Origin of the sequence: Pedobacter chinensis, assembly GCF_003339865.1 — a bacterium.
GTDB lineage: Bacteria > Bacteroidota > Bacteroidia > Sphingobacteriales > Sphingobacteriaceae > Pedobacter > Pedobacter chinensis.
Genome location: NZ_QPKV01000004.1, coordinates 47,226 through 72,998, shown reverse-complemented (window position 1 = coordinate 72,998; position 25,773 = coordinate 47,226). Strand labels below are relative to the sequence as shown.

Below are 25,773 nucleotides of genomic sequence, written 5' to 3'. Positions count from 1 at the left end.
ATTGCTATAAATTTATAGCAATTTTACCTATTTTTGCTAATACAATACATCAAATGGAAAATATTCAAATAAAATCTAATTTGGTTGTACAACAACAATCAACGGATATTGTAAGGCCTTTAATCAAAAAAATTGATTGGAACGATAGGTTAATTGGTATTTTAGGCGCCCGAGGCACCGGAAAAACGACCTTGATGTTGCAGCGAATAAAACTGGAATATGGATTAAGCAGTAATGCCTTATACATTACTATGGATGATATATACTTTACTGTCCATAGCTTGATCGATTTCGCAGTAGAATTTAGGCAAAATGGTGGCAAAATACTTTTTATAGATGAAGTGCATAAATATCCGGACTGGGCAAAAGAAATTAAAAACATTTACGATTTTTATAAAGATTTAAAAATTGTATTTACTGGCTCATCTATTATTGATATTTCACGTCAAAATGCCGATTTAAGCCGCCGGGCTGTTCAATATGAATTAACAGGCTTATCTTATCGCGAATTTTTAAATTTTAGAGGTGTTATAAATTTAGGTGCTATTTCACTTGCAGATATACTAAATAACCATGTAGAAATTGCAAACAGCATTATTGGCAATTTTAAACCTTTACAATATTTTAATGATTACCTTAAACATGGCTATTATCCATTTTTTATCGAAAATATAAACACTTATCATTTACGTTTAGAAAAAGTAGTAAGGCTTATTATAGAAGAAGACTTACAATTTATAGCAGGTTTTAACCCTCATCATTCCCGAAAAATATACCAACTGATGTATATTTTATCGACCAATGTTCCATTTAAACCCAACATCACTAATCTAAGCGAAAAAACAGGCATCAACAGGAATATGATTATAGAATATCTACATTACTTAGACAATGCAAGATTAATCAATTCGCTTACTGCTGCCGGAAAAAGCATTAGTACGTTACAAAAACCCGATAAAATATTTTTAGAGAACACCAATTTATTATTTGCTATAAGCCCAAACAACACTGATAAGGGAGCGTTGCGTGAAGCATTCTTTATGAATCAATTAAAAAATGTCGGTCATTCAATAAATCTTCCCTTAAGAGGCGATTTTTTTGTTGATGATCAACTTACTTTTGAAATTGGCGGAAAAGGGAAGTCAAAAAAACAATTAAACGGTATTGAAAACTCTTTTTTTGCCATGGATGATATGGAAGCCGGAATTGACAATAAAATACCGCTTTGGATGTTTGGGCTACTCTATTAGTTTTTGAACATGCTTATATCATTCATCAAATCAACCGATCCTTTATGACCAATGTATCTGCTGCGATATCATGCCAGCACTGGTTTTTCTTATTGAGGAAACTATATAAATAACCAAAAAAAACAGGTATCACAGATAAGATTTTCGAGAGATTTCTTGCCAAGGATCTGCCGAAAGAAATTCGTGTACCTTCTAAATCGGTTACTTTAATATTTAACAACTTTTTCCCAATGGTTGCCTGCGCTGCTGATGCTTCGGCGAAACTGCCATAAATCAGTTTAAAAATAAAGACGGATGGAAAAGGAATAAGGTAAGCCATTATCCGCTGATCTTTTCCTTCAATAAAAATGAAACTCAGTAAAATGACGATGCTGTAAATGGCAAAAATCAAGAAATGATCTATTACTGATGCCAGCAAGCGCTGATCAAAAGCAGCAAAATACTGTGGCGCTGTTTTTTGATATTTAAAACCCAAAAGCTCACGCAGTTCGGAAATTGCGTGAGCTTCTTTATAATCGTCCATTCCGGGTTTACGGATGAATGTATTGGGTTTAATATTTAAATCCTTAAGATCGGCCAGGCTATATGGACCTTGTGGTTTGCCATTGATTACAACTGTGTACTCAGGATTCATGGGATGCTAGGATTTTAAGATCATTTTTTAAAGGCTATTAAGATTCATAAGATGTTAGGATTTTAAGATCAGTTTTTAAACGCCCGACTAGTAAACCTTCTACCTTCCGCCTTTAAGCCCTCTACCTTATTAGTACCGGCTTACCTCAAAGTTACTCAATCCACCATCTAAATTGATAAAGATTTTTTTAGATGATGTTTTATAGTTGGAAGTTTCATAAACGCCATCACTTAATTTCTCAAACCCTTCAAAATCTTTGGCAGACAAACCAGTTTTAGTTTTAATTCTGCACCCCGAGTTTGATGGAACCTTGATTTTAACATCGGCAACACCAGATTTCACGATCACATCGGTAATAGGCAGCAAGTCACCAAATTTGATATCCAAAGCAGCTGCACCACCATCAAACCGAAAAGTGCGAACTTTATAATCAGCAAAATCAAAGTTTGCCTCGCCGGCACCAAGTTTCATTAAAATATCCCAGTTTGCAGCTTTATTTAGTTTGAAATCTACATTATTTCCATTATCACCAAATTTCCATTTGCTTTTTCTGTCGTTCATACTAAATGTAAGTATGGTAGCAGAATCGGTAATTAATTTTTTCAAAGAAAAATTACCGTGTCTTTTCTTTACTTCAGCATTGATCAACTCAGAAGTTTCTCCATCTAAATTAAATGAAATTCCTCCACCAGATATATTCAAAACCGTTTTTTTTGCATTTTCAGCTTCAACAAATGGTTCTGCTAATCTTAAATTATTAAAGGCTGTATCCTGATCATCATTGTCATTATCATTATTGTCAATGTTAATATCAATGTCTTTTTTGAATTTATGCCCCCACCAGTTGCTCCTGTCTGGCACCTGTTGGCCTTTATAAAAAAGGAAGCCCAAAGCCACAACCAGCACAGCAATGGAAACCATGCTACCTGTTTGAGAATTATTTCTGTTAAACAAAATATTTACACCGGCAATAATCAGAAATATTGGCCAAAAGCTCCAAACATTTCTCCAGTAAAAATTAATTATTCCAAAGTTTTCTAATAGAAGTACACCACCTATAAAAAGCAGTAAAATACCCCAAATTAATCTATCTAATTTCATGTTGTTATGCTTGAGGGTTAGTTGATGTTGAATTGTTATCTTCTGTTGGTTTCTCTTCTACAATGATTGCATCAGAAAAATCAGCAGCTTTTTTTTGCTCATCCTGAGCTTGCTGGTTTTGAAATGCGGCCCATTCATTTTTTCTTTTTGATTTAGCAATAATACTGATTCCCAGTGCGATGAAAATTAAAGGCCACATGAATTTAAAAAGATTTCTGATGGTAAACCAATGTGGAATGAAATCCAATTCGTGCATTAAAAAGAAACACCCTATTACCAATAAAAGCAAACCTGCAATGGTTCTGCCCGCATCATTAGGTTTATTAAAATTGGTTTGAGTTTCAAATGGTTTTTTTTCTGTTTCATCAATTGGCTGAGTCCAGTTCGTGTTACCTGAACTTGCAGGGCCAGTAAACGGATCAGCTGTTCCGAATGGCGGAGTGTTTGGATTATTTTTATTGAAATAATCGTTAAATTTTGAGAATCTAGCCGCCGGATCGTTGTTTACCGGAACGATGATCCACATAATAATATAGGCAATTAAGCCGGCACCAGCCATAAAAATGGTTGATAATGCAAACAATAATCTGATTATGGTAACCTCTACCTGCATGTAATCTGCAAGTCCAGAAGCTACACCTGCAATCATCTTATCGTGTTCGTTTCTAAAAAGCTTCTTTTCCATAACGCTGTTCATTTTGTGTTTAAAAATCGAGCGGAGTAATTAAAACCTCATCAACATTTACCCCTTTACTTAAGTTTAAAATGGTATACAAAGTTTCAGCTATATCTTCGGGCTGTACAAATTTTTCATCGGGAATTGTTGTTCCCTCCCATGATGATGTTTTCGTTGAGCCCGGCAAAAAAGCAGTTACTTTAACGTTGTGTGGTGCTAACTCTTGCCGCAATACATGATTAAGACTTAGCATCGCTGTTTTTGTTACACTATAACTGCCGGCATTTTTTACAGGCCCTTTGCTGGCCACCGAACAGATGTTAAATATGTGCCCTTGTTTCTCTGAACGCATTTTTTTTCCAAAAAACTTACTGATGTAATAACTTGCATTTACATTCAAATCCTGTTGTTTTTCAAATATTTCATCATCCTCATCCAATAAACTTCCAGGCAAAAATGTTCCGACATTGTTTACCAAAACATTAACAAATCCGAATGCCGATTCTGCATGATCAAGAAATTGATAAACTTCCTGTTTAACTGAACAATCCATTGCGTAAATCAAAACTGTTCTACCGGTCATGAACAATTCATCACGCAGTTTCTCCAATTCTTTTATACCTCTTGCCGCGAGCAATAAATCATAACCTTCCTGCCAAAGTTTAATTGCAATTGCTCTTCCAATTCCTTTTGTTGCACCAGTTATTACAGCTTTCATTTTTTATGGATTAGTTTTTGTTAACAAAAAACCATATTTATATTCAAAACCACGAATATTTTTGCAATTATCAAAGAGCGACAACTTTTTTATCGTTTCTTTGTAGTATTATAAATGATCATTTAAATTAAGCAATACATACGGAATGAATTTTACCAATTTCGGCAGATACATCCTGCTACTCAAGTCTGTATTCAGAAGGCCGGAAAAACTGAAAATATACCTTAAAGAAATCGCCAAGCAGATGGATTATGTCGGTGTTGGCTCTTTAGGGCTTATTGCCATTATCTCTACTTTTATTGGTGCGGTAATGACCTTACAAATTGCTTTCCAGTTGGTTAGTGATTTCATCCCCAAAACAATTATTGGCTCTGTTAACCGGGATTCAAGCATATTGGAGTTAAGCCCAACTATTAGTGCTATTGTTTTGGCAGGTAAAATTGGATCGGCCATTTCATCAGAAATTGGATCGATGCGTGTTACTGAACAAATTGACGCTTTAGAAATCATGGGCATCAATGCTCCGGGTTACCTTATTCTTCCTAAAATTATTTCGGGCATTACGATGGTACCAATGTTGGTTATCATTTCTATGTTCTTAAGTATTTCTGGCGGTTATATCGGTGGTTCTATTTCAGGAGCTGTTACCCCAGCTGAATACATTCAAGGGATTACAACTGATTTTAACCCATATACCATTACTGTAGCATTGGTAAAGGCATTTGTATTTGGTTTTATCATTACATCAGTTCCGGCATACGAAGGTTTTTATGTTCGCGGAGGCGCTTTGGAAGTTTCGCAGGCGAGCACAAGAGCGGTTGTAATTAGCTGTATATCTATTTTAGCTTGTGATTATATCGTAACCCAATTATTATTGTAATGATAGAGATTAAAGACATATATAAATCATTCTCTGGAAACGATGTTTTACAAGGTATTTCGGGAAAATTTGAAGAAGGAGTTACTAATTTAATTATTGGTGGTTCAGGTTCAGGTAAAACCACATTGCTGAAATGCATGGTGGGGCTGCATCAACCAGATTCGGGATCAGTGCTGTATGATGGACGCGACTTTACGCCAATGTCGTACGAACAACGCATTGAGGTTCGTAAAGAAATTGGAATGCTTTTTCAAGGTTCAGCGCTGTTTGATAGTATGACCGTGGAAGAAAACATTATGTTTCCACTAAATATGTTTACCGATCAAACCAGAAAAGAAAAGCTGGAAAGAGTGGATTTTTGTTTAGAGCGTGTTAATCTCGCAGGAAAAAACAAATTATTCCCGGCGGAACTATCCGGAGGAATGAAAAAACGTGTAGGTATTGCCCGGGCTATCTCCATGAATCCGAAATATCTTTTTTGTGATGAACCCAACTCAGGTTTAGATCCAAAAACATCTATCGTTATTGATGAATTGATCCAGGAAATTACGGAAGAGTACAAAACAACAACCATTGTAGTAACACACGATATGAACTCGGTAATGGGAATTGGAGATTATATCTTATTCCTGCACGAAGGGAAAAAATTCTGGGAAGGAAGTAATAAAGAAATTGCACATACCGATATTAAAGAGCTTAACGACTTTGTTTTTGCCAGCCGCTTTATGAAAGCTGCAAAAGATAAGTTTTAAAAATTTCTTATATTTGATTAGGACTACAGCAACAAAAAATATCATTGATAAATTGGAAACCTTACCAGAAAACATGGTAAATGAGGTTGAAAATTTTATCGATTTTTTTGAAAGCTAAATTCTAAAGAAACGAAGAGGTAAAAATAGCTAAAGAGCCTAAAAGTTTATACGGTGCGCAAAGGGCACAATATTTTATATCTCTGATGATTTTAATGAGCCCTTGGACTTCAATTAAAAAACATTATCAAACAACTATCGCATTAAGATTGCTTCGTGCCTCGCAATGACGAATTTTTTATTATAATACATGATACAATTACTTGCCCCAACCCATTGGAAAGATTATGAACTGATTGATTGCGGGGATTTTGAAAAACTGGAACGTTTTGGAAATGTAATCTTAATTCGGCCTGAACCACAGGCTGTTTGGAAGAAAACACTATCAGAGCAGGAATGGAAAAAAACGGCTAACATTACCTTCAGGGGCCGCTCCGCAACTTCCGGAGAGTGGGTAAAAAAAAATCAGTCCATTCCAGATCGCTGGCATGTAGCATATAAAAACAATGAAGTGGCTATTAAGCTGCGTTTAGGATTAACCTCTTTTAAACATGTTGGCGTTTTTCCTGAGCAAGCTGTAAACTGGGATTTTATCTCTTCATCAATAAAAAAATTTAAAACACCTCAGCCAAAAGTTTTAAATCTATTCGCCTATACTGGCGCTGCTTCTTTAATTGCGAATGCTGCCGGCGCAGAAACAACACACGTAGATTCCATTAAACAAGTGGTTACCTGGGCCAATGAAAACCAAGAATTATCAGGATTAAAAGATACCCGTTGGATGGTTGAAGATGCCTTGAAATTTGTTAAAAAAGAACTTAAGAGAGGAAAAAAATACAACGGGATCATTCTGGATCCACCAGCTTACGGCCATGGGCCAAATGGAGAGAAATGGAAATTAGAAGACCATATTCAGAAAATGATGCAGGATGTTGTTCAGTTACTGGATGAAAAAGAACATTTTTTAATCTTAAATACTTATTCTTTGGGATTTTCTTCCGTTATTGTAGAAAATTTAATTCGCACATCATTCCCTGGCGTTAAAAATTTAGAAACCGGAGAACTGTATTTACAAGCCACGGCAGGTGTTAAATTACCGTTAGGTGTTTTTGGCAAATTCTGTAATGTGTAAATGTTAATTACTTTATTTTAAACTATCCGATTTCCATCCTACTTTCAATGTAAACAGATTCGGAAAAACTGTCTTAACTTTAATAATCTATAATAATATTTATGAAATTTCCTCAATTAGCGGGCACACTAATACTTGGTTTTGCCGCAATCAGTTTGTTTGCCAACTGTAACTCAGATGGTAAAAGTAGCAACAGTATTGGCAAAATCTTTTCTTCTGATACCACCAATAAAAAAACAGATTCAACAGTGAATGTAATGAAACCTGTTGACCCAAAACTATATGATTCTTTAACGAAGAAACTGGCCAACGGTGATACAACTGGCAGATGGCCTGTTAAAAAACAACCATATCCTTTAGCTGGCGCTATTTTACCTTTTAAACGTATAGTTGTTTATTATGGTAATCTGCACTCAAAAAAAATGGGCGCTTTAGGTGAATATGCACCGAAAGAAATGTGGCAGCGTTTGAATGCCGAAGTGAAGCACTGGGAAAAAGTAGATCCATCAACACCTGTTCAACCAGGTTTACACTATATTGCAGCAGTGGCAAGCGGAACACCGGGAAAAGATGGAAAATATATTAATCGGATGGGCAACAAACAAATTGACTCCGTATTGAAAATAGCCAAAATGCAACCAAACACCATTGTCTTTTTAGATTTGCAGGTGGCATTAAGTACCATTAAAGCTGAATTGCCTCATATTGAAAAATACCTTGAACTACCCTACGTGCATTTAGGAATTGATCCGGAATTTTCTATGAAAGACGGTTCATTACCAGGCAAAAGAATTGGTACGTATGATGCTACTGATATTAATTATGTAACTGGGTATTTGGCCGATATGGTTAAGAAATATAATTTGCCTCCAAAGGTTTTTGTATTACATCGTTTTACGAAAAAAATGGTTACCAACTCACAAAACATCAAATTACGCCCTGAAGTACAGGTAGTAATGCATATGGATGGATGGGGTGAACCAGAATTGAAAAAAGGAACCTATAGACACTTCATTCAAAGTGAGCCAGTTCAGTTCACAGGTTTCAAACTGTTTTACAAAAACGATTTGAAGAAAGCACCTAACCGTTTAATGACTCCGGAAGAGTTAATGAAACTTACACCGAAACCGATTTACGTTCAATATCAATAATATACAAGGCCCGTGATTTTAATCATGGGCTTCTTTTTGCATCCTTATCATAAATTTCTGCTCCAATGAAACCCATTCTTGCTTTTCTCGTTACCTTGCTTCTTTCCTATACAGGCTTTGCTCAGGAATTAAAAACTTCTAAATCTTTAAAATCGACTTTGGAACAATCCGCTCGATCCAATAAACCTGTATTGCTCATTATTAATACGCCTGATAGACCAAAAACAAATAATCCAACTGCTGCACAGGCTATAAGCAGTTTTAAATCAGCTCTTGAAGATGAAGAGGTCATCAAAAAAATCAATAATATTTCAATAGTATATCAAACTACACTGCTGGATACAAGTGTTAGATCTATTATAAGGCAAGCAAACATCAAAGCTTTTCCAGCTTATGTTTTTCTTCGATCAGATAAAGAAGTTTTTTTTAGTGACTTTGGAAATTCAAATGATAAAGCCAAGTATTTATTGATGATTGATAAAGCGATGTTAGCGTATAAAGAAAAATCAATTTCCATGTTGGAAAAAGAATATGAGGCCGATAAAACAAACACTGTTTTATTAAAGAAATTAATTGACGCCCGTAAAAAAGTTGGTATAACCAATAATGCAGATCTTATTGAACAGTATGCCAGCAATTTAAAAATCGGAGATTTCAACAATTATCAGAATGTGTTGTATATTTTAGAAGCTGGACCTTACGCAGACGGTACTGCATACAAACTAGCTTATACCAACAGAAAAATAACCGATAGTTTATATAAAACAGAACCATTGCAAAAGAGAATAGCAATTAATAATGCTATTATATCAAATACCATGCTGGCTGCAGCAAAAAATAAAAATTCTGCAAAAGCATATGCAGGAGCGAATTTCGCCCGATCAACATGGTCTGGAGATTACAGGGCAGGTGATAAGGCTTACAACAATCAAATGCTTTGGTATTATAGTACAATTAAGGATACAGCAACATACTTAAAAACAGCCAGTTATTTTTATGATAACCATTATATGAATATTAGTGCAGATAGCATTAAGAAAATGGAGAATCGAAACCGTCAGGCCAATATAAAAAGTCCATTTCCCCAAACTGCTGAAAAGAAAATAGTATCGAAAGAAAAGATGGATAGCCTGATGAAGCTTCCTGGAGCTAGAAAAGTAACACAGGAAATAGTAGCTGTTACATCTTCTTCATCGGTTAATTATGCAAATGAACTTAATAACGCAGCCTGGAAATTCTATGAAATTGGCACCAAAAACATTAATTATTTAAGTAAGGCGATGATTTGGAGTAGAAGATCTATTGAATTAAATCCAATATCAGGATATTATGATACTTTAGCTCATATTCTCTATCGCATGGGCTATTATGATGAAGCGGTTAAAACACAAGAAAAAGCGATTCAAAAAGCTCAGGAAGAAAAAAATCCAACAACTAATTTTGAATCTGAATTAAAGAAGATAAAAACAAGGTCTTTATAAGCAATAACCAATAATTAGTTGCCTTTAAGCTCATTAAATCAATTTATAATTGGAATCTCTAAATCTATAATGGCATGGTTTTCGTAATATTAGCTATATGCAAACAGCAACATTTGGAGGCGGGTGCTTTTGGTGCACTGAAGCGGTGTTTCAAACTTTAAAAGGGGTGGCAAAAGTTATTTCAGGTTACATGGGAGGTACGTTGAAGCACCCTACCTATATGGAAATATCTAATGGAGACACAGGGCACGCAGAAGTTATTCGAATTGAATTTGATGAAACCATAGTTTCTTATAGCGATTTATTATTGGTTTTCTTTAAAACGCATAATCCAACCACTTTGAATAAACAAGGAAACGATGTTGGATCACAATATCGTTCTGTAATCTTTTATGAAAATGATGATCAAAAGCGGCAGGCAGCGCAAATGATTGATGAACTTACCCAACAACATGTTTTTGATGAGCCTGTTACAACTGAAATTGTTCAGGTTTCCGATTTTTATGAGGCTGAGGATTACCATCAGAATTATTTCAATAAAAACCAGGGCAAACCCTATTGTGCATTTGTAATTCAGCCAAAATTGAACAAATTTTCTGCAAACTTTAGTGAAAAGATCAAACCAGAACTTTTAGCATAACTAGCTTTCAAAAGTAAGTAAAGCGTGTTGACTTGCTGTATGAATATCTCGCCAAACCCGATTGATCTCGCTTTCTTTTTTTGCCGCTTCAAGTCCGCAATAGGGGAATAAGGTGTCGGTAGCGTTACGACAAGAATGTGCCAGCTTTCTGCTCAATAAGCTCACTTTAGTCAATATTTCTGCGCTTGCTGCTCCATTGGAAATGAGCTCCTGCCAGGATTGATCAAAAGCTTTGTAAAACTCAACCCGTAATTCCCGAATCTCTTTCTTGCAGCGATCGAGTTCTCCGGTAAAAAACTCAATTTGATTTTCTGAATATCTTTTTAAGCCAGATCTGGAAAAGAATGAATCTTCAACCAGTTTGATAAAATGATTCGCCATCCCGAGGCTGTTCACAGCTAATGTAGTTTCGGCCAGCTGCAAAAACGGATAATCAAAACCTTCATCAGCTACTTTAATATCGTTATTAATTTTAAAAGTTCGGTTACCCGGCACTTCTAAATTTTTTACCTCAAAGGCATGGCTTCCTGTTGCAATTAAGCCAAAATAAGACCAGCCAGCCAAAATTTCCACTTCATCTTTTTTCAGGATAAAAGATTTGACCTCAGGATTTCCATCTTCATCTAAAATGTCGGTTCCATCTTCATTTTTGAGTATGCAATTGGCCGTAAATATAGTGGCATGTAAAGCCCCGCTGGCATATTTCCAATGCCCGTTAATGAGGTAGCCTTTATTGGTTTCTACGGCTGTTCCACCAATTGCCCCACTCCCTGCAAAACAGACTTCACGATCAGCAAATACTTCTTTGGCAAGTTCAGGATTCAAAAAACCAGCAAACCAGGCTGCTCCAGCGCAAAGTGTTATGGTCCAGCCCAAGCTTCCATCGGCTTCAGCCAAATCTTCTTCAAGCCTTAATATTTCAGGAAGTTTTTTACCTGCACCACCATAAACCTCAGGTACAAAAAGTTTAAACCAATTCTCCTGATAGGCAACTTCTAAAACTTCCGGATGTAGTTTGCCCATTTCCTCAGAAATTGCCGCAAACTTCTTTACCTTTTCCTGCCAGGTTTGTGTTAATGTATTTTGCATTTGTTGTGTTTTTTTGCCGCAGATTCACAGATTAAATTTGCAACAACGTTAAGCTGTTTGTAGTTTCCGTTTTCCAATAATTTTCTTCCATTCAATAAAACCAAAAATGGCAACAATGAATAAAAAAGTTGTTAAGCATCCCATTAAAGGAAGTTTCTTATGGAATAATAATGGAATGGCTACAATATTGGAAATATTTAGAAAGATCCAATTCTCGATTTTGCGTTTAGCCAAAAGCCACATTCCCGCCCAGGCCGTTGAAGAAACAAAGGCATCAAAAACCGGAACGTCAGAATCAGTATGATTTTTCAAGGCAAAATAGAGTATTCCAAAGCCCAAAACTGAAATTAAAACAGCAACTGTAAGTTCTTTATTTGTACTCCATGACACTTGATTTTCCCCTTCCACTTTCCGCTTTTTCCAAATGATCCAGCCATAAATACTCATAACGAGGTAATAAATGCTCAATAACATTTCTGCATATAATTTCACATTCAACAATAAAAACATCGAGAGAATAATCGAAATTATCCCGGTAGGATATAACCAGATATTGTTTTTTTTAGCTAATAAAACTTCCGATACGCCGAAGCCAACAGCTAACCATTCAATTATCGAAGTGTTTAAAATCTGCTCTTGAAAAAGCCTGAACCAATCTTGAAAATTCATTTACAATACTTTTGCCTTTCGGCCAATAAAAAATAATTTAAAACTGCTTTCAGGGCGAAACAGCATTGTAAATTCAACCTCTTCCCTACGTCGGCATTATCCGAATCAGGTGCATTTAAAGTTTAAGGTTTAGCGTTTAGAGGTTTAGGCTCGCAATATGCATAACCTTCTACCTTCTGCCTTTTAACCTTCTACCTTAAAATGGGTATAATCTCAGCCTATTGATTGCAAAACAGAAATTGCAAAATCAAAAAAGCACCCCTTTGAGTAAGGCAAATATAGTTTTTAAATTGAAGATTTAGATTTTTTGTTTCATTTTGTAATCCTGAGGATATTTTTTTTAAAAAAGATTAATATAGCCCAAAGCGGCTAATGAACAACATGAGATTGACTTTTTCAAGAATATTAAGCCAAAAAATTTAGGGAAACTTATTTACTACAAAAGTATTCCGCATTGAAACAACCTGTCCTGTGAGCAATAGCAAAATACATTAACACAGATGTTCAAAACCACAATTGCTTTACAGCTTCTTTAAATTTGTTTTTGATGATTTAATTTGGCTAATTCTTGAATAATTGTTCAAGAATTAGCCAAAAAAAATTATAATCTTGCTCCACCTGTTGCATCAATATCCTGACCGGTAATCCAATGGGCTTCCGGAGAGACGATTAACGCTACTGCATCGGCGATATCTTCAGGAGTGCCAATTTTACCGAAAACAGATTGGCTTTTTGCAAAAGCGGCTGCCTGTTCATCCTGTAACCAATCTTTGCTCATATCTGTTAATGTATAGCCCGGAACAACTGTGTTTACCGTAATATTACGTGTACCGAAATATGGCGCTAAGGATCGGCTCATATTTCCTAAAGCAGCTTTAGATGCGGCATAAATTACATGATTAGGTGCTGCCAAACGGGTGGCAAAACCTGTTGTGATGTTCACAATTCTCCCTTCGTTACGGAACAATTTATCCAAATTCTGGATAAGGAAAAATGGAGATTTGAAATTGACATCCATAATGCTTTCGTAGTCTTCATCCGTTGTGTTTTCCAACGATAAAGCCGAAGCAATTCCCGCATTATTGACCAAAATATCCAATCCCGTATTTTCCACATTGGCTTTCAGGGCATTTCCATACTCCAATGCAATTTTATCGGCTGCCTTTTTGCCTTCCTTTAAATCTGCCTGAATGAGAACGCCATCACTTCCCAAGCTTCTTATTTTGTTCAACACCGCTTGGGCAGCCTCTTGATTACTACCGTAGTGTATACCAATAAACGCAACCCCTTCTTGTGCTAATTTGGTTACAATTGCCGCTCCCATTCCGCGGCTTCCGCCTGTTACCAGAGCGTTTTTTCCTTTTAATTTTGACATTTTTGTATGTATTAAATAATTATAAAAATATTCTTGAACAATCATTCAAGAAATGGTTAAAAAAAATCAGCTTGTTATCATTATGAATAGATTATCTACTATTTTTTCAATTCGTTTTTTATCTTTAAACAGAATAAAATTTTGACCAAGACCGGAAATTGTGGCACTGATGAGCTGCGCCAAAGCTGAGGCATCCAAATCCTGACGAACAAGATGATCATGCTGCGCACGGATGATTAATTGCTCATAATTTTGAAACGCTTTATTCGCAGAAGATTTTAGCACCCCGCAAATGTCTGCATCTGCCGCACCCATTTCAAGAGATGCTTTTGCCGATAAACAAGCGTTTTCTGTCAGGCCGCCTGCTTCAACAACTCCTTGAATATATGATTTCAAAATTATTAATGAATTTTTATTGCCCGATTTTTCTGGATTAAAATCCTGCACGGGTTGAAGATAGTTTTTTAGGCAAAGCAAAAACAGGTTATGCTTGCTCCCAAAAGTATTGTAAATACTTCCGGGGTTTAATCCAGTTGCCCGTACTAAATCCTGCATTGAAGTAGCTTGATAGCCCTTTTTCCAAAACACATCCTGTGCTCTGGAAACAATATCTGTTTCATCGAATTCTATGCTTCTTGCCATTTTGATACAAAGATATAATTTTTGAATGAACATTCAAGAATTATATTATTTTTTTGATTATTTGAACAACTTGCTGATGGAACTGTCTGCCGTATTGTAATGTGCAAAAGTATCTGTCAAAATACCTTTTGAGTTTTCTCAATTCATCATTAAGATATTTCTTAATAGGTTTTGCACTGTAAGGCTTTTTGGTTTCGATTTTATAAATGCCATTGTAGTAAATGAGCTTGGAAACAATGGTGGGTTCCTGATGTTTTAAAAAATAGATTTCCTCTTTGATACTCTTAAATCCTCTATTTAGAATATATTCCTTTAATTCAGACAAGCATTTGAGAATGAGGGATAATTTATTGGTTAATAATGGTTTTAACTTAATTTTAAAGAAAGAAATATCTGGCAGATTTAAGAAAATTACGCAGACTTTATTTTTATCTGCGTAATCAGTGGTATCTGCGGGAAATACCTAAAGAATCTCAATGTTATTTATTGATTTTATGAAAAAAATTATCCCTAAGAATGACAGTAAGTTCAATGAAAGACAATAAATCCTAAACTTTAAAATAATCCCAGTTGTCCTTTATCATCAATGTCAATATCATCCGGATTGGTAATTTCGAAGTCGATTTTCTTTACAGGTTTTTCCTCGGTTTTAGGTTTTTCCACTTCTTTGGCCTCTTCTTCTTTTATTACCTCAGGCTTTTGATCAGTTTTTGTTTTTTCAACTAAAACTGCTTTTTTTTCAGCAATGGGTTTCTTAACTTTTGCTACTGGTTCTGCTTTAACAGCTGATTCGACCTTAAGATTGGGAACCTCTTCAACAGGTTGTTCCCCTATTATGGATTCAATGTTTTCAGCAACAACTTCATCCGAATTTTCAGCTTCGTTTGGATTTTCATCTTCTCCACCTTCTTCCTTCTCATTTGTTTCTTCCGCTTCAATTTCAGGCTCCTCCAAAACTACCTTCTGCACATCATGAGGAGATAAACGGTTACCATTTGCTTTCAAGCCCTTCACGTCAATCAGTTCAGCTAAACTCAAATCCAATGTTTCAGGGATTTGAGTTTTACCTTTTAAAACATCAACAATGATTTTTGCCCCAGGATTTGCGGTTAAAAACAACAATCTTGATTTAGGTTCTTCGCTAATAAAAATCGTTTTCTTACCTATTGACTGTAATTCAAAAACAAATCGTTTAATGAAATAATTCTGTGCCTTGCCATCAAAATGAACTGCTGCAAACACCTTTTCAGGAGCAAATTTTTGAATTAAAATCAAGCCATCATCAAAATGGTTGCTCAAATCAAAAGAACTCAGTTCATAATAACCATCTTTATGAACCTGCAGAATCCGGTCATCTCCATCAAACTCACCAAGATACTTTCCTCTGCCATCAACATTCAGGCGTTTCAGCAAATCATCATACCAGATTTTAAGGCCAGATAAAGTTGAAACACCTTTACTTTTCAATACGATTTTCTTAACGGGGTATTTAGAAACAATGTTTCCCTGCGAACCACGACCTTTAATTGCCACTTCTGCAAAGTCCAAATCGAACTGTAGCTTGCGTAATTTAGAATGCGGTTTCAAAGCCACATTTACAATTTCAGCTTCACCGTTCGGGTTGGCCGTGAAATATAGAACCTTTGAACCTTTTGATCCCTTGGTTAAGTCGTATTCCTTATCGCGGGTAACACCTACAACGGCGAAACGTTTAATATAAGCTGTACCACTCGATCCATCTTTGTAAATCATGTTATAAATGGTACGCTCATCGTTTTTCTTGAATACCTGCGCATGAATGATTCCCTTTCCAACAAAAGTCTTATCAGCCACTTTGGTAATAATACATTTTCCATCTTCACGGAAAACGATCACTTCATCAATATCCGAGCAATCGGCAATGAACTCATCTTTACGCAAACCTGTTCCAATGAAACCATCTTCACGGTTCATGTATAACTTAACGTTTGCTAATGCCACTTTAGATGCCTCTACTCTATCGAATAAGCGAATCTCTGTTTTACGTTCCTTGCCTTTTGAATATTTGTCTTTTAATTTCTGAAACCAGGCAATCGCATAATCAGTAAGATGTTTTAAATGATTTTTAACCACTTTTATTTCATCTTCCAGATTTTTCATTTGCTCATCGGCCTTTTTCACATCAAAACGAGTGATGCTACTCATTGGTTTATCGATTAGCTTTTTAAAATCTTCAGGTAATATTTCACGATAAAGTGATGGTTTAAAAGGTTCAAACAATAAATGTAAAACCTCTACAACAGTATCAAAATTTGCTGAGTTTTCGTATTCAGGATTTTTATACATTCCCTCCTGAATAAATATCTTCAAAAGTGAGCTGAAGAAAATTTTCTCCTGCAATTCATGCAAGCGAATTTCAAGTTCTTTTTTTAATAAGCTTTTAGTGTGTTTTGTATTTTCAATCAGGATATCGTTCACACTTAAAAAATGTGGTTTATCATCCTGAATGATACAAGTATTTGGAGAAATGGAAACTTCGCAGGCGGTAAAAGCGTAAAGTGCATCAATAGTTACATCAGGCGAAATACCTGGTGCCAGATGCACAATAATTTCTACATTCGCAGCGGTACTATCTTCAATTTTTTTGATTTTGATCTTGCCCTTATCATTCGCGGCTAAAATGCTGTCGATAACAGAGCTTGTTGTTGTGCTGTAAGGAACTTCGGTAATGACCAAAGTTTTCTTGTCCTTTTCAGTAATTTTAGCACGAACGCGAATTTTCCCGCCGCGTTGTCCTTCATTGTAATTCGAAAAATCGGCCATACCGCCTGTAAAGAAATCGGGCAGGATGTTCGGACGAACGCCTTTCAATGCTTCTATTGACGCATCAAGTAGTTCGATAAAATTATGAGGCATTACCTTTGTGGCCAAACCAACTGCAATACCTTCTGCTCCCTGAGCCAGTAACAAAGGGAATTTAACAGGCAAAGTAATCGGTTCGTTGTTACGGCCATCATAACTTAGCTGCCATTCTGTAGTATCAGGATTAAAAACAACCTCATTGGCAAATTTCGATAAACGGGCTTCGATATAACGGGGTGCAGCAGCACTATCACCGGTAATTGGATCGCCCCAGTTGCCCTGCATATCAATCAGCAAATCTTTCTGGCCGATTTGCACCATTGCATCACCAATGGAAGCATCACCATGCGGGTGGTACTTCATGGTATTTCCAATAACGTTAGCGGCTTTATTGAAACGTCCATCGTCCATTTCCTTAAGAGAATGCATAATGCGTCGCTGAACAGGCTTCAATCCATCGTGAATATGAGGAACGGCACGATCCAGAATTACATAAGACGCGTAATCGAGGAACCAGTTTTCGTATAAACCGTTAATTGGTGTTATGGTATGTTTATGCTCTTCGTTTACGTTTTGGTCTAATTCTTCACTCATCTATTTACAAAAATTGGCAGCCGTAAATATAATAAAAATGATTTCACAGAATGAATACAGGTTATTCACATTTCTCAATGAAATTTTGATTTTAAAAGCGAGGTTCGCCAGGTTTTGGTCGTTGTTCCCGTGAAAAAACCCTTAAATACATAAACCGAAGATCAAATGCTCTGCTATTAAGCTTTCGCTCCCAATCTATCCTCTACAAAAGAAAACGGCAATAAACTTTGTACACTTGGCACTTTCAAAATCTCTCCGTTTAAGCAATAAAAAATCACTTCAATCGGGCTGAACTGCTTACGTTCAAATTCGGCCATAACCTGTAAACACCCTCCACAGGAAGTAATTGGTTTCAAAATTTCGAAATTATCGGTTTGGGCGGTAATGGCCATACTTTCTATAACAGCATTTGGATAAGATGCCCCGATTGAGAAAAGTGCTACACGCTCGGCACACAATCCTGATGGATATGCGAGATTTTCCTGATTGCTTCCTAAAATGGTTTCTCCTGATGCAAGACGAACAGCTGTCCCAACCCTGAACTTTGAATAAGGAGAGTAAGAACCAGATAATGCCTGCTCAGAAAGTTTGCAAAGTGCACTGTCTTTTTCAGCCAATTCATGTATCCCTGCATACTGTTCAAAGCTTATATTTAAATTTAATAATTTCATTTTTAATTGATTACGAAACCGTTAATGTTAAATTTTTATAACGGGCGAACAATTTAAGTTATTTTTTGTATTAATTATAAAATCTGTCATTAAAATTATTTTAATGGCATGCTTTTAGCTTTTAACAACCACCAAACATTATCGGCTTTGAATAAATACGTACGTAAAAGTTTAAAAATTTTACTTTGGGTTATCGCCTCAATTATCATTTTAGTTGTTGGTATAGCACTTTCACTAAACATCCCTGCGGTACAAAATTTTGTAAAGGGAAAGGCTATTAATTACCTTAAAACGAAAACCAAGACAGAAGTAAGCTTGGAAAGCATTAAAATTGCATTGCCAAAAGATGTGGTTTTAAACAAGTTTTATATTGAAGACTTAAAAGGCGACACTTTATTATATGCCGAAAAATTAGCGGTTGACATTAGCCTGTTTAAACTCCTAAAAAATACAGTTGAAATTAACAATATTGAACTGAAAAACATACGCGCAAATGTTAAGCGCATCACCCCTGATACTACTTTCAATTTTTCTTTTTTAGTTGATGCATTTATGAGCGATCAAAAGAAACCCGAAGAAAAAGTAGATCAGGATACAACCTCTACTCTTAAATTTTCTGTTGATAAGGTTTCATTTGAAGATATTGGCCTTACTTATCGTGATGATGTTGCAGGAAATGATGTGAAATTATATCTCGGTGCATTTAAAACTAAAATCAAAGATTTCGATTTAGCCAATCAACATTATGTTATCCGTGATTTAAATTTAACAAATACCTCCTTAAGATATCTGCAACAAAAACCATTAACTCAACTTGTTCAACACATCACCAGCAGTGTAGATAGCAGCCAGAAAGAACAAGGGAAATTGCCATTGATAGAAGTTGAGAATTTTGCTTTCAACAATGTGAAAGTGAATTATGATGATCAGATATCAACCACTAAAGCAGTTGCTGATGTAAATGAACTCGGCTTGGTTAATTTAAAGGTTGACCTGACCAACAGCAAATACACGGTTGATGATGCTAAGCTTAATAAATCAAACATCCTTTTTGCGTTTAAGCCAGCGCCGAGCAATGATTTAAAGAAAGTTAAAGATACCGTTGTTCCGGAAAAATCTACATTGGGTTTAATCATTAAGAATATCAGTTTAGCTGACAATAATGTTCAGTTTGATAATTTGGGTGCTAAACCTGCTCCAAAAGGAATGGATTTTAATCATTTAAAAATAAGTGGATTAAACTTTGGCGCCAGTGATGTAAACTACAGTGCAGATGGAATTAAGGCAAACGTTAAAAACGGATCACTTAAGGAGAAAAGTGGTTTTGCCTTAAGTGAATTAAAAGGAAATGCAGTTTACAACGATAAGCAAATTAAATTGAGCAACTTCGTTTTAAAAACGCCAAATACTACCATTGAAAATGCCACAGAGTTGAATTTTACTTCTATGGATGATTTAACCAAGCATCCGGAAAGGGTAAAACTGGCTTTGAGTTTCAAAAATACAACAATTGGTTTAAGAGATGCCGGTTTTTTTAGCGATGCCATTCCTGCAAACTATCGCAATGAGAAGATCAAAATAAATGCTGATGTAAATGGTTATTTAAATAACCTGAACATTCCCCGTTTACAAATCAGCGGACTAAAAAACACTCAAATAGACATTAGCGGAACAGCTAAGGGTTTGCCCGATATCAACAAAACCTATCTTAATTTAGATATTAAAAAACTCTATGTAACCAAGGGCGATATTTTGGTTGCAGTGCCAAGAAAATCGCTGCCACCGAGTATTGAATTACCAAATGTAGTGAATGCCAAAGGTAAATTCACTGGTTCAATGACAGATTTCAACACTAATATGAATATCCAAACGGATATGGGTGGTGCAATTTTAACTGCGGCAATGAAAGGTCCGAAGGGTAGAGAAAGTTATAAGGCAAATGTTAGTTTAAACAACTTTAATGTCGGACGCTTATTAAAAATGCAGCCACAGTTAGGAAGAGTTTCTGTTAAGGCCGATGTTGCCGGAACTGGTTTAGACCCTAAGAAAATCAATGCCAAATTCAATGCAAAAGTTTTAAGCGCCTACTACAATAAATACACATATCGCAATTTAAATCTATCCGGAACCTATGCTAATCAAAATGTAGCGATAAAAAGTAGCATGCCAGACAGTAATGCAAACTTCGCTTTGGATGCTAGGGTAAATCTGGCTGGCAAATACCCTGCTGTAAAAGCTGATTTAAATCTAAAACAGATTAATCTGCAGGCATTGAATTTTAGTCCGACAGTTTTGAGTGCAGCGGGCATGATTAAAGTTGATTTGCCTACTGCAGATGCTGATTACTTAAACGGAACAGTTGATGTTACGGGTTTACAAGTGGTAAAAGATCAACAAAGAATTAATGTGGATACCATTTCGATACGGGCAAAATCTACAGCTACTGAGAATGAACTTACATTGAGATCAGAGATCTTATCTGCAAAAATTGATGGTAAATACCAACTAACAAAAGTGAGCAACGCAATTATTAATGAAATCAATAAATATTATGCTTTTGGTGAGGTAACAAAAATCCCTGAACAACGAATGAGATTCTTCGTTCAAATTTATGATTCTAAGCTCCTGAAAAATTTTGTACCAGAATTAACTGTTTTCAAGCAATCGCAGTTTTACGGCTTGATTGATACCGAGAAAGATAGCCTTCAAATCAAAGGAAATTTCCCACAGGTGGTGTATGGCGATTTTAAAGTTGATACCACCATTTTAAACATTAATAATGATAATGATAAACTGGCTTATTCATTAACAGTAAAAACTTTACAAAGCCCATCAATAGCGCTTTTCAATACTGAGGTGAGCGGAGATGCAGCGAACAATAATTTGGGTTTAAATATTTTCCTTCGCGACAGGCAATTAAGAAATAAATATGTAATTGGTGGTAATTTTCAATCAATCAATAAGGATTTTAAATTTAGTTTAGATCCGCAAAAGCTATTGCTTGATTATCAAAAATGGGTGGTTTCGCAAGATAATTACATTCAGTTTGGTCAGTCAGGAATCCTCGTAAATCAATTTGCGATCAGCAATAGCGGCCAATCTTTATCTATCAACAGCAACCCTACTCAGCCAAATGCTCCGTTGAATGTTGAGTTTAAAGATTTTCAATTAGAAACTTTAACCAAATTTGCCGAAACTGATACTACGCTTATTGGTGGTCGTTTAAATGGAACAGCAAACGTGAAAGACCTTGCTTCCACTCCAAAATTCGAGGCAAATTTAACGATTGATCAGTTGCGCTATCAAAAAGATCAATTGGGAACATTACGTGTAGCGGTTAACAATAACACACAAAATGCTTTTGAAGTAAATGTGGCATTGACAGGTGTTCATGAATTGCGTGTAAATGGTTTTTATTATACCGCTCCTCAAAGTGCATTGGATTTAACTGTTAACATCGATAAAATTGAGATGAAAAACATCGAGAGCTTATCTCAGGGGCAATTAAAAAATGGCACCGGAACGTTAACAGGGGCACTTAGTGTTAAAGGAGCATTAACAGCCCCAAAAATTTTAGGTGATTTAACGTTCAATAACGCGGGGATCAATGTGGCTTATGTAAACTCTTATTTCCGATTACCGAATGAGAAAATATCTTTTACAGATGAGGGAATTGGTTTTAACAATTTTACCCTGATTGATTCTCTAAATCAAAAAGCAACCATTAACGGAAAAGTTTACACCACCGATTTCAAAAATTATCGTTTCGGCCTCGATATCCGCATGAATAATTTTAGAGCTATAAATTCTACCGCAGCAGATAATGAAATGATTTACGGAACGGTTTTCTTAACCAGTGATATCAAGGTACGTGGAGATTTGAATCAGCCAGATGTAAACATGAACCTTAGCGTAAACAAGGGAACCAAGTTTTTCTTTGCCTTACCTGCAAATGATCCATCAATAATAGATCAGGACGGAATTGTTCAGTTTATTGATGCTGATGCTCCGCCATTTAACGGACAAAAAGCTTTAAAAGTAGATAGTGTGAGCAAATCACCAGTTAAAGGATTAAATCTTGTGGCCGCAATAACCATCGATCCTGAAGCAGAGTTAAACGTCGTTGTAGATCCTTCAAACGGAGATGCATTAAACATAAAAGGTGATGCAAATTTAAACGCAACCATGGACCCAAGTGGCAAAATCAGCTTAACAGGTCGTTATGAAGTAGTAGACGGCTCTTATAATCTATCAGTCGGACCACTGGGTAAAAAAGAATTCAGAATTGTTAAAGGAAGTACCATAATCTGGACAGGCGAACCTACCTCTGCAAATGTAAACCTGACTGCAATGTATGAGGTTAACGCAGCTCCTATTGATTTATTGAATCAACCAGACCTTTATGAGGCCAAAACGAAATTACCTTTTCAGGTATATTTAATGATGAAAGGCGAATTGATGAAACCTATCATTTCCTTTAGAATAGATTTACCTGAAAATGAACGGAATGCTTTAGGTGGTCAGGTTTATACCAAATTGATTAATGTAAACCGCGATGAAAATGAACTAAATAAACAGGTTTTTGCATTGTTGGCATTGAATCGTTTCATTGCAAACAATCCATTCCAGAGTTTAGCTGGTGGTGGTGGCGGTGTTTCTACCCTTGCACGTTCCAGCGTAAGTAAATTATTAACCGAACAATTGAATAATTTAACATCAGATTTGATCCAGGGTGTGGAGCTAAATTTCGGTGTAAATTCATCTGAAGATTATTCAACAGGATCACTGCAGCAAAAAACAGATCTCGAGGTGGGCTTATCTAAAAAATTATTGAATGATAGATTAACGGTAACTGTTGGAAGTTCATTTGCTTTGGAAGGGCCACAAGCACCTGGCGAAAAATCAACAGACATTGCCGGAAATGTTAACGTCGAATATGCCTTATCTGCCGATGGAAGATATCGTTTAAGAGCTTACAGACGCAATCAGAACGACGTTATTGTACAAGGGCAAATTATTGAAACGGGTTTAGGATTTACGTTGGTTGTAGATTACAATAAATTCAAAGAAATATTCCAAAAGAAACGAATTAGAAGAACAAGAAACATTGAACAGAAAGCACAAGATGAGACAACTAACTAGACCTTTTTTATTTTTATTGGCCTGTTTAGTTTATGCGGGCTGCAGCAGTACAAAATCCTTAAAACCCGGACAGATTTTATACACAGGAGCAGAAGTAAAGATCAATCCTGATTCATCAGGAAGAATTGATGATCAAAAGCAGGTTAAGACTGATTTGGAAAGCAAAACCAGACCACGCCCTAATAAGTCATTTTTGGGTATTAAATATAAACTAGCCATTTACAATTTGGCCGGCGAACCCACAAAACCAAAAGGTTTTAGAAATTGGCTAAGAAGACAAGGCGAGCCACCAGTTCTTTTAAGTGAAGTAAAATTAAAATACAATAATGATGTTTTAACCAGTTACTTACTTAGTGAGGGATATTTACAAGCTGTGGTTACCGGAGATACTGTTGTTAAAGGAAAAAAAGGAAAGGCGATTTATACCGCAAACACCGGAGTCAGATATAAAATCAATCAGGTTAATTTCCCGCCAGATTCTGGTGCTTTAACCAAAATCATTAACGCTAATAAAGATAAAACCTTATTAAAAGTTGGTGATTATTATGATCTGGATGTTTATAAGAACGAAAGAATCAGAATAGACAATGATTTAAAGGAAAACGGATATTTCTACTTCAGTCCCGATCATCTGATCATGCAGGTAGACAGTACCATTGGTAAAAATCTGGTTAACGTTACGGTAAAAGTTAAAGATATTGCTCCCGATGCTGCCTTAAAGCCTTACACGATCAAAAACATTAATATATTTCCAAATTATTCACTAAGAAGAGATACTGCACTCCGGAATTTAAAGCCTTTGCAATACAACGACTTTAACATTTACGATGATAGAAACACATTCAAACCCAGGTTATTTGACAGGTTGGTTTTTTTCCAAAAAGGTGAGGCCTATAATCGCAGAGATCATAACCTATCGTTAAACAGAATGGTTAATATTGGTGCCTTTCAAGATGTTAGGGCAGAATTCTTGCCAGTGGATAGTTTCAAAAACAATCAATTGGATTTAAACATTTACCTGACCCCATTAAAGAAAAACTCACTCACATTTTCTGTTACCGGAACGAGTAAATCGAACAATTTTGTTGGTTCAGAGGTTAAAGTAACCCAAACCACCAGAAACCTTTTCAGAGGTGCAGAACAATTGGATGTAAGTGTTAGCGGGGGTTTTGAAACACAAACCAGAGGAACAGCATTGGGTAGAAATTCGCTTTCTTTAACTGCCGAAGGTAAATTAACCTTTCCTAGATTTATAGTTCCTTTTTATAAACCTAACAGCACAACCGCCTTTATTCCAAAAACCATTGCGTCACTTTCTTATCAAATGTTAAATCGTGGTTCAGAATATACGTTGCATGCTTTTAAAGGAGAGTTTGGTTATAATTTCAAAGAAAATCAGTATAAAGAACACAACTTAAATCCAATATCTGTTAGTTATATCTCTACAAGTTTCCCTTCGGATACGACTAGAGACAGACTATATACAGAAAATCCATTACTGAGAACCACATTGGAAAATCAATTCATCATTGGAAGTAACTACAACTTTACTTATACCAATCAGATGGAAACGAATCGCCGCAACAATACCTATTTTTTTGGAGGAATTGAAACCGGAGGAAATGTATGGGGTGCCTTTATACCGAAAAATGACCAGGGGCAAAAAACACTTTTCAATGTTCCGCTAACTCAGTTTATAAGATTAGAAGCCGATTTAAGAGATTATTATAAAATTAAAAGAAATCTGACCTGGGCTAACAGACTAAATATTGGATATGGCTATGCATATGGCAACAGCCCATCGTTACCATTTGTAAGACAATTCTTTGCCGGAGGTAGTAATGATATCCGGGCATTTCCGGCAAGAACTTTGGGCCCTGGAACCTATAAGGTACCGGATGATGCAGTTTTTGCTGATCAGGGAGGCGATATTAAATTAATGCTTAATTCTGAGCTTCGGTTTAAACTGGTAAGCATTTTATATGGCGCATTGTTTGTTGATGCTGGAAATATTTGGTTAAGAAAAGAGGATCCGCTAAGACCTGGCTCTGAATTTAAATTTAAAAATACCTTTAATGAATTAGCTGTTGGTACCGGAGCGGGTTTAAGAGTAGATGCCACTATCTTTGTAATTCGTTTAGATGTAGCATTTCCAGTTCGTAAACCTTATTTGCCCGAAGGACAACGTTGGGTGTTTGACGACATTGCATTCGGAAATAAAGATTGGCGAAGACAAAATTTAATATTTAATATTGGTATAGGATATCCATTTTAATTT

At 35.9% G+C, this 25,773-nt stretch carries 20 protein-coding genes; 9 read left to right on the top strand and 11 right to left on the bottom strand.

Translation table 11 applies throughout. From position 1 onward, the window contains the following. Nucleotides 1-53 precede the first annotated feature (53 nt). Nucleotides 54-1,250, top strand: coding sequence for an ATP-binding protein (locus tag DU508_RS10655; protein ID WP_115402810.1), 1,197 nt, complete (start codon nucleotides 54-56; stop codon nucleotides 1,248-1,250). 25 nt (nucleotides 1,251-1,275) lie between these two features. Here the strand turns inward: DU508_RS10655 and DU508_RS10650 are convergent, their stop codons facing one another. The 4 genes from DU508_RS10650 to DU508_RS10635 form a co-directional block, all read right to left on the bottom strand. Continuing rightward, entirely contained in the window at nucleotides 1,276-1,884 is a 609-nt protein-coding gene (locus tag DU508_RS10650) for an RDD family protein (RefSeq protein ID WP_115402809.1), read from the bottom strand. A 129-nt stretch (nucleotides 1,885-2,013) separates the two neighbouring features. Further along, the gene (locus DU508_RS10645) at nucleotides 2,014-2,985 is read right to left on the bottom strand and encodes a LiaF transmembrane domain-containing protein (protein ID WP_115402808.1); all 972 of its coding nucleotides are present in this window, start codon (nucleotides 2,983-2,985) and stop codon (nucleotides 2,014-2,016) included. 4 nt (nucleotides 2,986-2,989) lie between these two features. Further along, nucleotides 2,990-3,670: a PspC domain-containing protein gene (locus tag DU508_RS10640; RefSeq protein ID WP_158542155.1), complete on the bottom strand. Its 681-nt coding sequence runs from the start codon at nucleotides 3,668-3,670 to the stop codon at nucleotides 2,990-2,992. 19 nt (nucleotides 3,671-3,689) lie between these two features. Continuing rightward, nucleotides 3,690-4,379 (bottom strand): SDR family oxidoreductase, encoded by a 690-nt coding sequence (locus DU508_RS10635; RefSeq protein WP_115402806.1) that lies wholly within the window; start codon nucleotides 4,377-4,379, stop codon nucleotides 3,690-3,692. Between the two features lie 145 nt (nucleotides 4,380-4,524). Between DU508_RS10635 and DU508_RS10630 the strand changes: the two genes are divergently transcribed. The 6 genes from DU508_RS10630 to msrA all read left to right on the top strand — a co-directional run bounded on the left by DU508_RS10630 (nucleotide 4,525) and on the right by msrA (nucleotide 10,472). Further along, nucleotides 4,525-5,259, top strand: coding sequence for an MlaE family ABC transporter permease (locus tag DU508_RS10630; RefSeq protein WP_115402805.1), 735 nt, complete (start codon nucleotides 4,525-4,527; stop codon nucleotides 5,257-5,259). Further along, complete coding sequence (locus tag DU508_RS10625; protein WP_115402804.1) at nucleotides 5,259-6,011, top strand: ABC transporter ATP-binding protein; 753 nt, start codon at nucleotides 5,259-5,261, stop codon at nucleotides 6,009-6,011. The genes DU508_RS10630 and DU508_RS10625 overlap by 1 nt, the downstream gene beginning before the upstream one ends. A gap of 307 nt (nucleotides 6,012-6,318) precedes the next feature. Beyond that, on the top strand, nucleotides 6,319-7,200 hold the full coding sequence (locus DU508_RS10620) for a class I SAM-dependent methyltransferase (protein ID WP_115402803.1): 882 nt from the start codon (nucleotides 6,319-6,321) through the stop codon (nucleotides 7,198-7,200). Nucleotides 7,201-7,301: 101 nt separating this feature from the next. Continuing rightward, a complete protein-coding gene (locus DU508_RS10615) occupies nucleotides 7,302-8,351 on the top strand; it encodes a hypothetical protein (RefSeq protein ID WP_115402802.1) in 1,050 nt (349 codons plus the stop codon). 65 nt (nucleotides 8,352-8,416) lie between these two features. Further along, the gene (locus tag DU508_RS10610; RefSeq protein WP_115402801.1) at nucleotides 8,417-9,832 is read left to right on the top strand and encodes a hypothetical protein; all 1,416 of its coding nucleotides are present in this window, start codon (nucleotides 8,417-8,419) and stop codon (nucleotides 9,830-9,832) included. Between the two features lie 97 nt (nucleotides 9,833-9,929). Beyond that, a complete protein-coding gene (msrA, locus tag DU508_RS10605; RefSeq protein ID WP_115402800.1) occupies nucleotides 9,930-10,472 on the top strand; it encodes a peptide-methionine (S)-S-oxide reductase MsrA in 543 nt (180 codons plus the stop codon). On the opposite strand, the gene DU508_RS10600 is transcribed toward msrA, so the two are convergent. The 7 genes from DU508_RS10600 to DU508_RS10565 form a co-directional block, all read right to left on the bottom strand. Beyond that, nucleotides 10,473-11,561: an acyl-CoA dehydrogenase family protein gene (locus DU508_RS10600; RefSeq protein ID WP_115402799.1), complete on the bottom strand. Its 1,089-nt coding sequence runs from the start codon at nucleotides 11,559-11,561 to the stop codon at nucleotides 10,473-10,475. A 48-nt stretch (nucleotides 11,562-11,609) separates the two neighbouring features. Then, nucleotides 11,610-12,230: a nicotinamide riboside transporter PnuC gene (gene pnuC, locus DU508_RS10595; RefSeq protein ID WP_115402798.1), complete on the bottom strand. Its 621-nt coding sequence runs from the start codon at nucleotides 12,228-12,230 to the stop codon at nucleotides 11,610-11,612. A gap of 601 nt (nucleotides 12,231-12,831) precedes the next feature. Then, nucleotides 12,832-13,605, bottom strand: a complete 774-nt coding sequence (locus tag DU508_RS10585) for an SDR family NAD(P)-dependent oxidoreductase (RefSeq protein ID WP_115403322.1) — start codon at nucleotides 13,603-13,605, stop codon at nucleotides 12,832-12,834. A 66-nt stretch (nucleotides 13,606-13,671) separates the two neighbouring features. Continuing rightward, a complete protein-coding gene (locus DU508_RS10580) occupies nucleotides 13,672-14,247 on the bottom strand; it encodes a TetR/AcrR family transcriptional regulator (protein ID WP_158542154.1) in 576 nt (191 codons plus the stop codon). A 40-nt stretch (nucleotides 14,248-14,287) separates the two neighbouring features. Further along, nucleotides 14,288-14,572, bottom strand: coding sequence for an RteC domain-containing protein (locus tag DU508_RS24065; protein WP_317047847.1), 285 nt, complete (start codon nucleotides 14,570-14,572; stop codon nucleotides 14,288-14,290). A 230-nt stretch (nucleotides 14,573-14,802) separates the two neighbouring features. Further along, on the bottom strand, nucleotides 14,803-17,682 hold the full coding sequence (locus DU508_RS10570) for a DNA gyrase/topoisomerase IV subunit A (RefSeq protein ID WP_115402795.1): 2,880 nt from the start codon (nucleotides 17,680-17,682) through the stop codon (nucleotides 14,803-14,805). Between the two features lie 176 nt (nucleotides 17,683-17,858). Further along, a complete protein-coding gene (locus DU508_RS10565; protein ID WP_115402794.1) occupies nucleotides 17,859-18,353 on the bottom strand; it encodes a cytidine deaminase in 495 nt (164 codons plus the stop codon). Between the two features lie 108 nt (nucleotides 18,354-18,461). Between DU508_RS10565 and DU508_RS10560 the strand changes: the two genes are divergently transcribed. Further along, nucleotides 18,462-23,495: a translocation/assembly module TamB domain-containing protein gene (locus DU508_RS10560; protein WP_233509492.1), complete on the top strand. Its 5,034-nt coding sequence runs from the start codon at nucleotides 18,462-18,464 to the stop codon at nucleotides 23,493-23,495. After that, on the top strand, nucleotides 23,479-25,770 hold the full coding sequence (gene tamL / locus DU508_RS10555) for a translocation and assembly module lipoprotein TamL (protein ID WP_115402793.1): 2,292 nt from the start codon (nucleotides 23,479-23,481) through the stop codon (nucleotides 25,768-25,770). Before DU508_RS10560 ends, tamL begins: the two co-directional genes overlap by 17 nt. Nucleotides 25,771-25,773 lie beyond the last annotated feature (3 nt).

Excerpts from the sequence above, each read along its gene's own strand:
- DU508_RS10655 (WP_115402810.1), top strand. The coding sequence starts at position 54 with ATGGAAAATATTCAAATAAAATCTAATTTGGTTGTACAACAACAATCA.
- DU508_RS10650 (WP_115402809.1), bottom strand. The coding sequence starts at position 1,884 with ATGAATCCTGAGTACACAGTTGTAATCAATGGCAAACCACAAGGTCCA.
- DU508_RS10645 (WP_115402808.1), bottom strand. The coding sequence starts at position 2,985 with ATGAAATTAGATAGATTAATTTGGGGTATTTTACTGCTTTTTATAGGT.
- DU508_RS10640 (WP_158542155.1), bottom strand. The coding sequence starts at position 3,670 with ATGGAAAAGAAGCTTTTTAGAAACGAACACGATAAGATGATTGCAGGT.
- DU508_RS10635 (WP_115402806.1), bottom strand. The coding sequence starts at position 4,379 with ATGAAAGCTGTAATAACTGGTGCAACAAAAGGAATTGGAAGAGCAATT.
- DU508_RS10630 (WP_115402805.1), top strand. The coding sequence starts at position 4,525 with ATGAATTTTACCAATTTCGGCAGATACATCCTGCTACTCAAGTCTGTA.
- DU508_RS10625 (WP_115402804.1), top strand. The coding sequence starts at position 5,259 with ATGATAGAGATTAAAGACATATATAAATCATTCTCTGGAAACGATGTT.
- DU508_RS10620 (WP_115402803.1), top strand. The coding sequence starts at position 6,319 with ATGATACAATTACTTGCCCCAACCCATTGGAAAGATTATGAACTGATT.
- DU508_RS10615 (WP_115402802.1), top strand. The coding sequence starts at position 7,302 with ATGAAATTTCCTCAATTAGCGGGCACACTAATACTTGGTTTTGCCGCA.
- DU508_RS10610 (WP_115402801.1), top strand. The coding sequence starts at position 8,417 with ATGAAACCCATTCTTGCTTTTCTCGTTACCTTGCTTCTTTCCTATACA.
- msrA (WP_115402800.1), top strand. The coding sequence starts at position 9,930 with ATGCAAACAGCAACATTTGGAGGCGGGTGCTTTTGGTGCACTGAAGCG.
- DU508_RS10600 (WP_115402799.1), bottom strand. The coding sequence starts at position 11,561 with ATGCAAAATACATTAACACAAACCTGGCAGGAAAAGGTAAAGAAGTTT.
- pnuC (WP_115402798.1), bottom strand. The coding sequence starts at position 12,230 with ATGAATTTTCAAGATTGGTTCAGGCTTTTTCAAGAGCAGATTTTAAAC.
- DU508_RS10585 (WP_115403322.1), bottom strand. The coding sequence starts at position 13,605 with ATGTCAAAATTAAAAGGAAAAAACGCTCTGGTAACAGGCGGAAGCCGC.
- DU508_RS10580 (WP_158542154.1), bottom strand. The coding sequence starts at position 14,247 with ATGGCAAGAAGCATAGAATTCGATGAAACAGATATTGTTTCCAGAGCA.
- DU508_RS10570 (WP_115402795.1), bottom strand. The coding sequence starts at position 17,682 with ATGAGTGAAGAATTAGACCAAAACGTAAACGAAGAGCATAAACATACC.
- DU508_RS10565 (WP_115402794.1), bottom strand. The coding sequence starts at position 18,353 with ATGAAATTATTAAATTTAAATATAAGCTTTGAACAGTATGCAGGGATA.
- DU508_RS10560 (WP_233509492.1), top strand. The coding sequence starts at position 18,462 with ATGCTTTTAGCTTTTAACAACCACCAAACATTATCGGCTTTGAATAAA.
- tamL (WP_115402793.1), top strand. The coding sequence starts at position 23,479 with ATGAGACAACTAACTAGACCTTTTTTATTTTTATTGGCCTGTTTAGTT.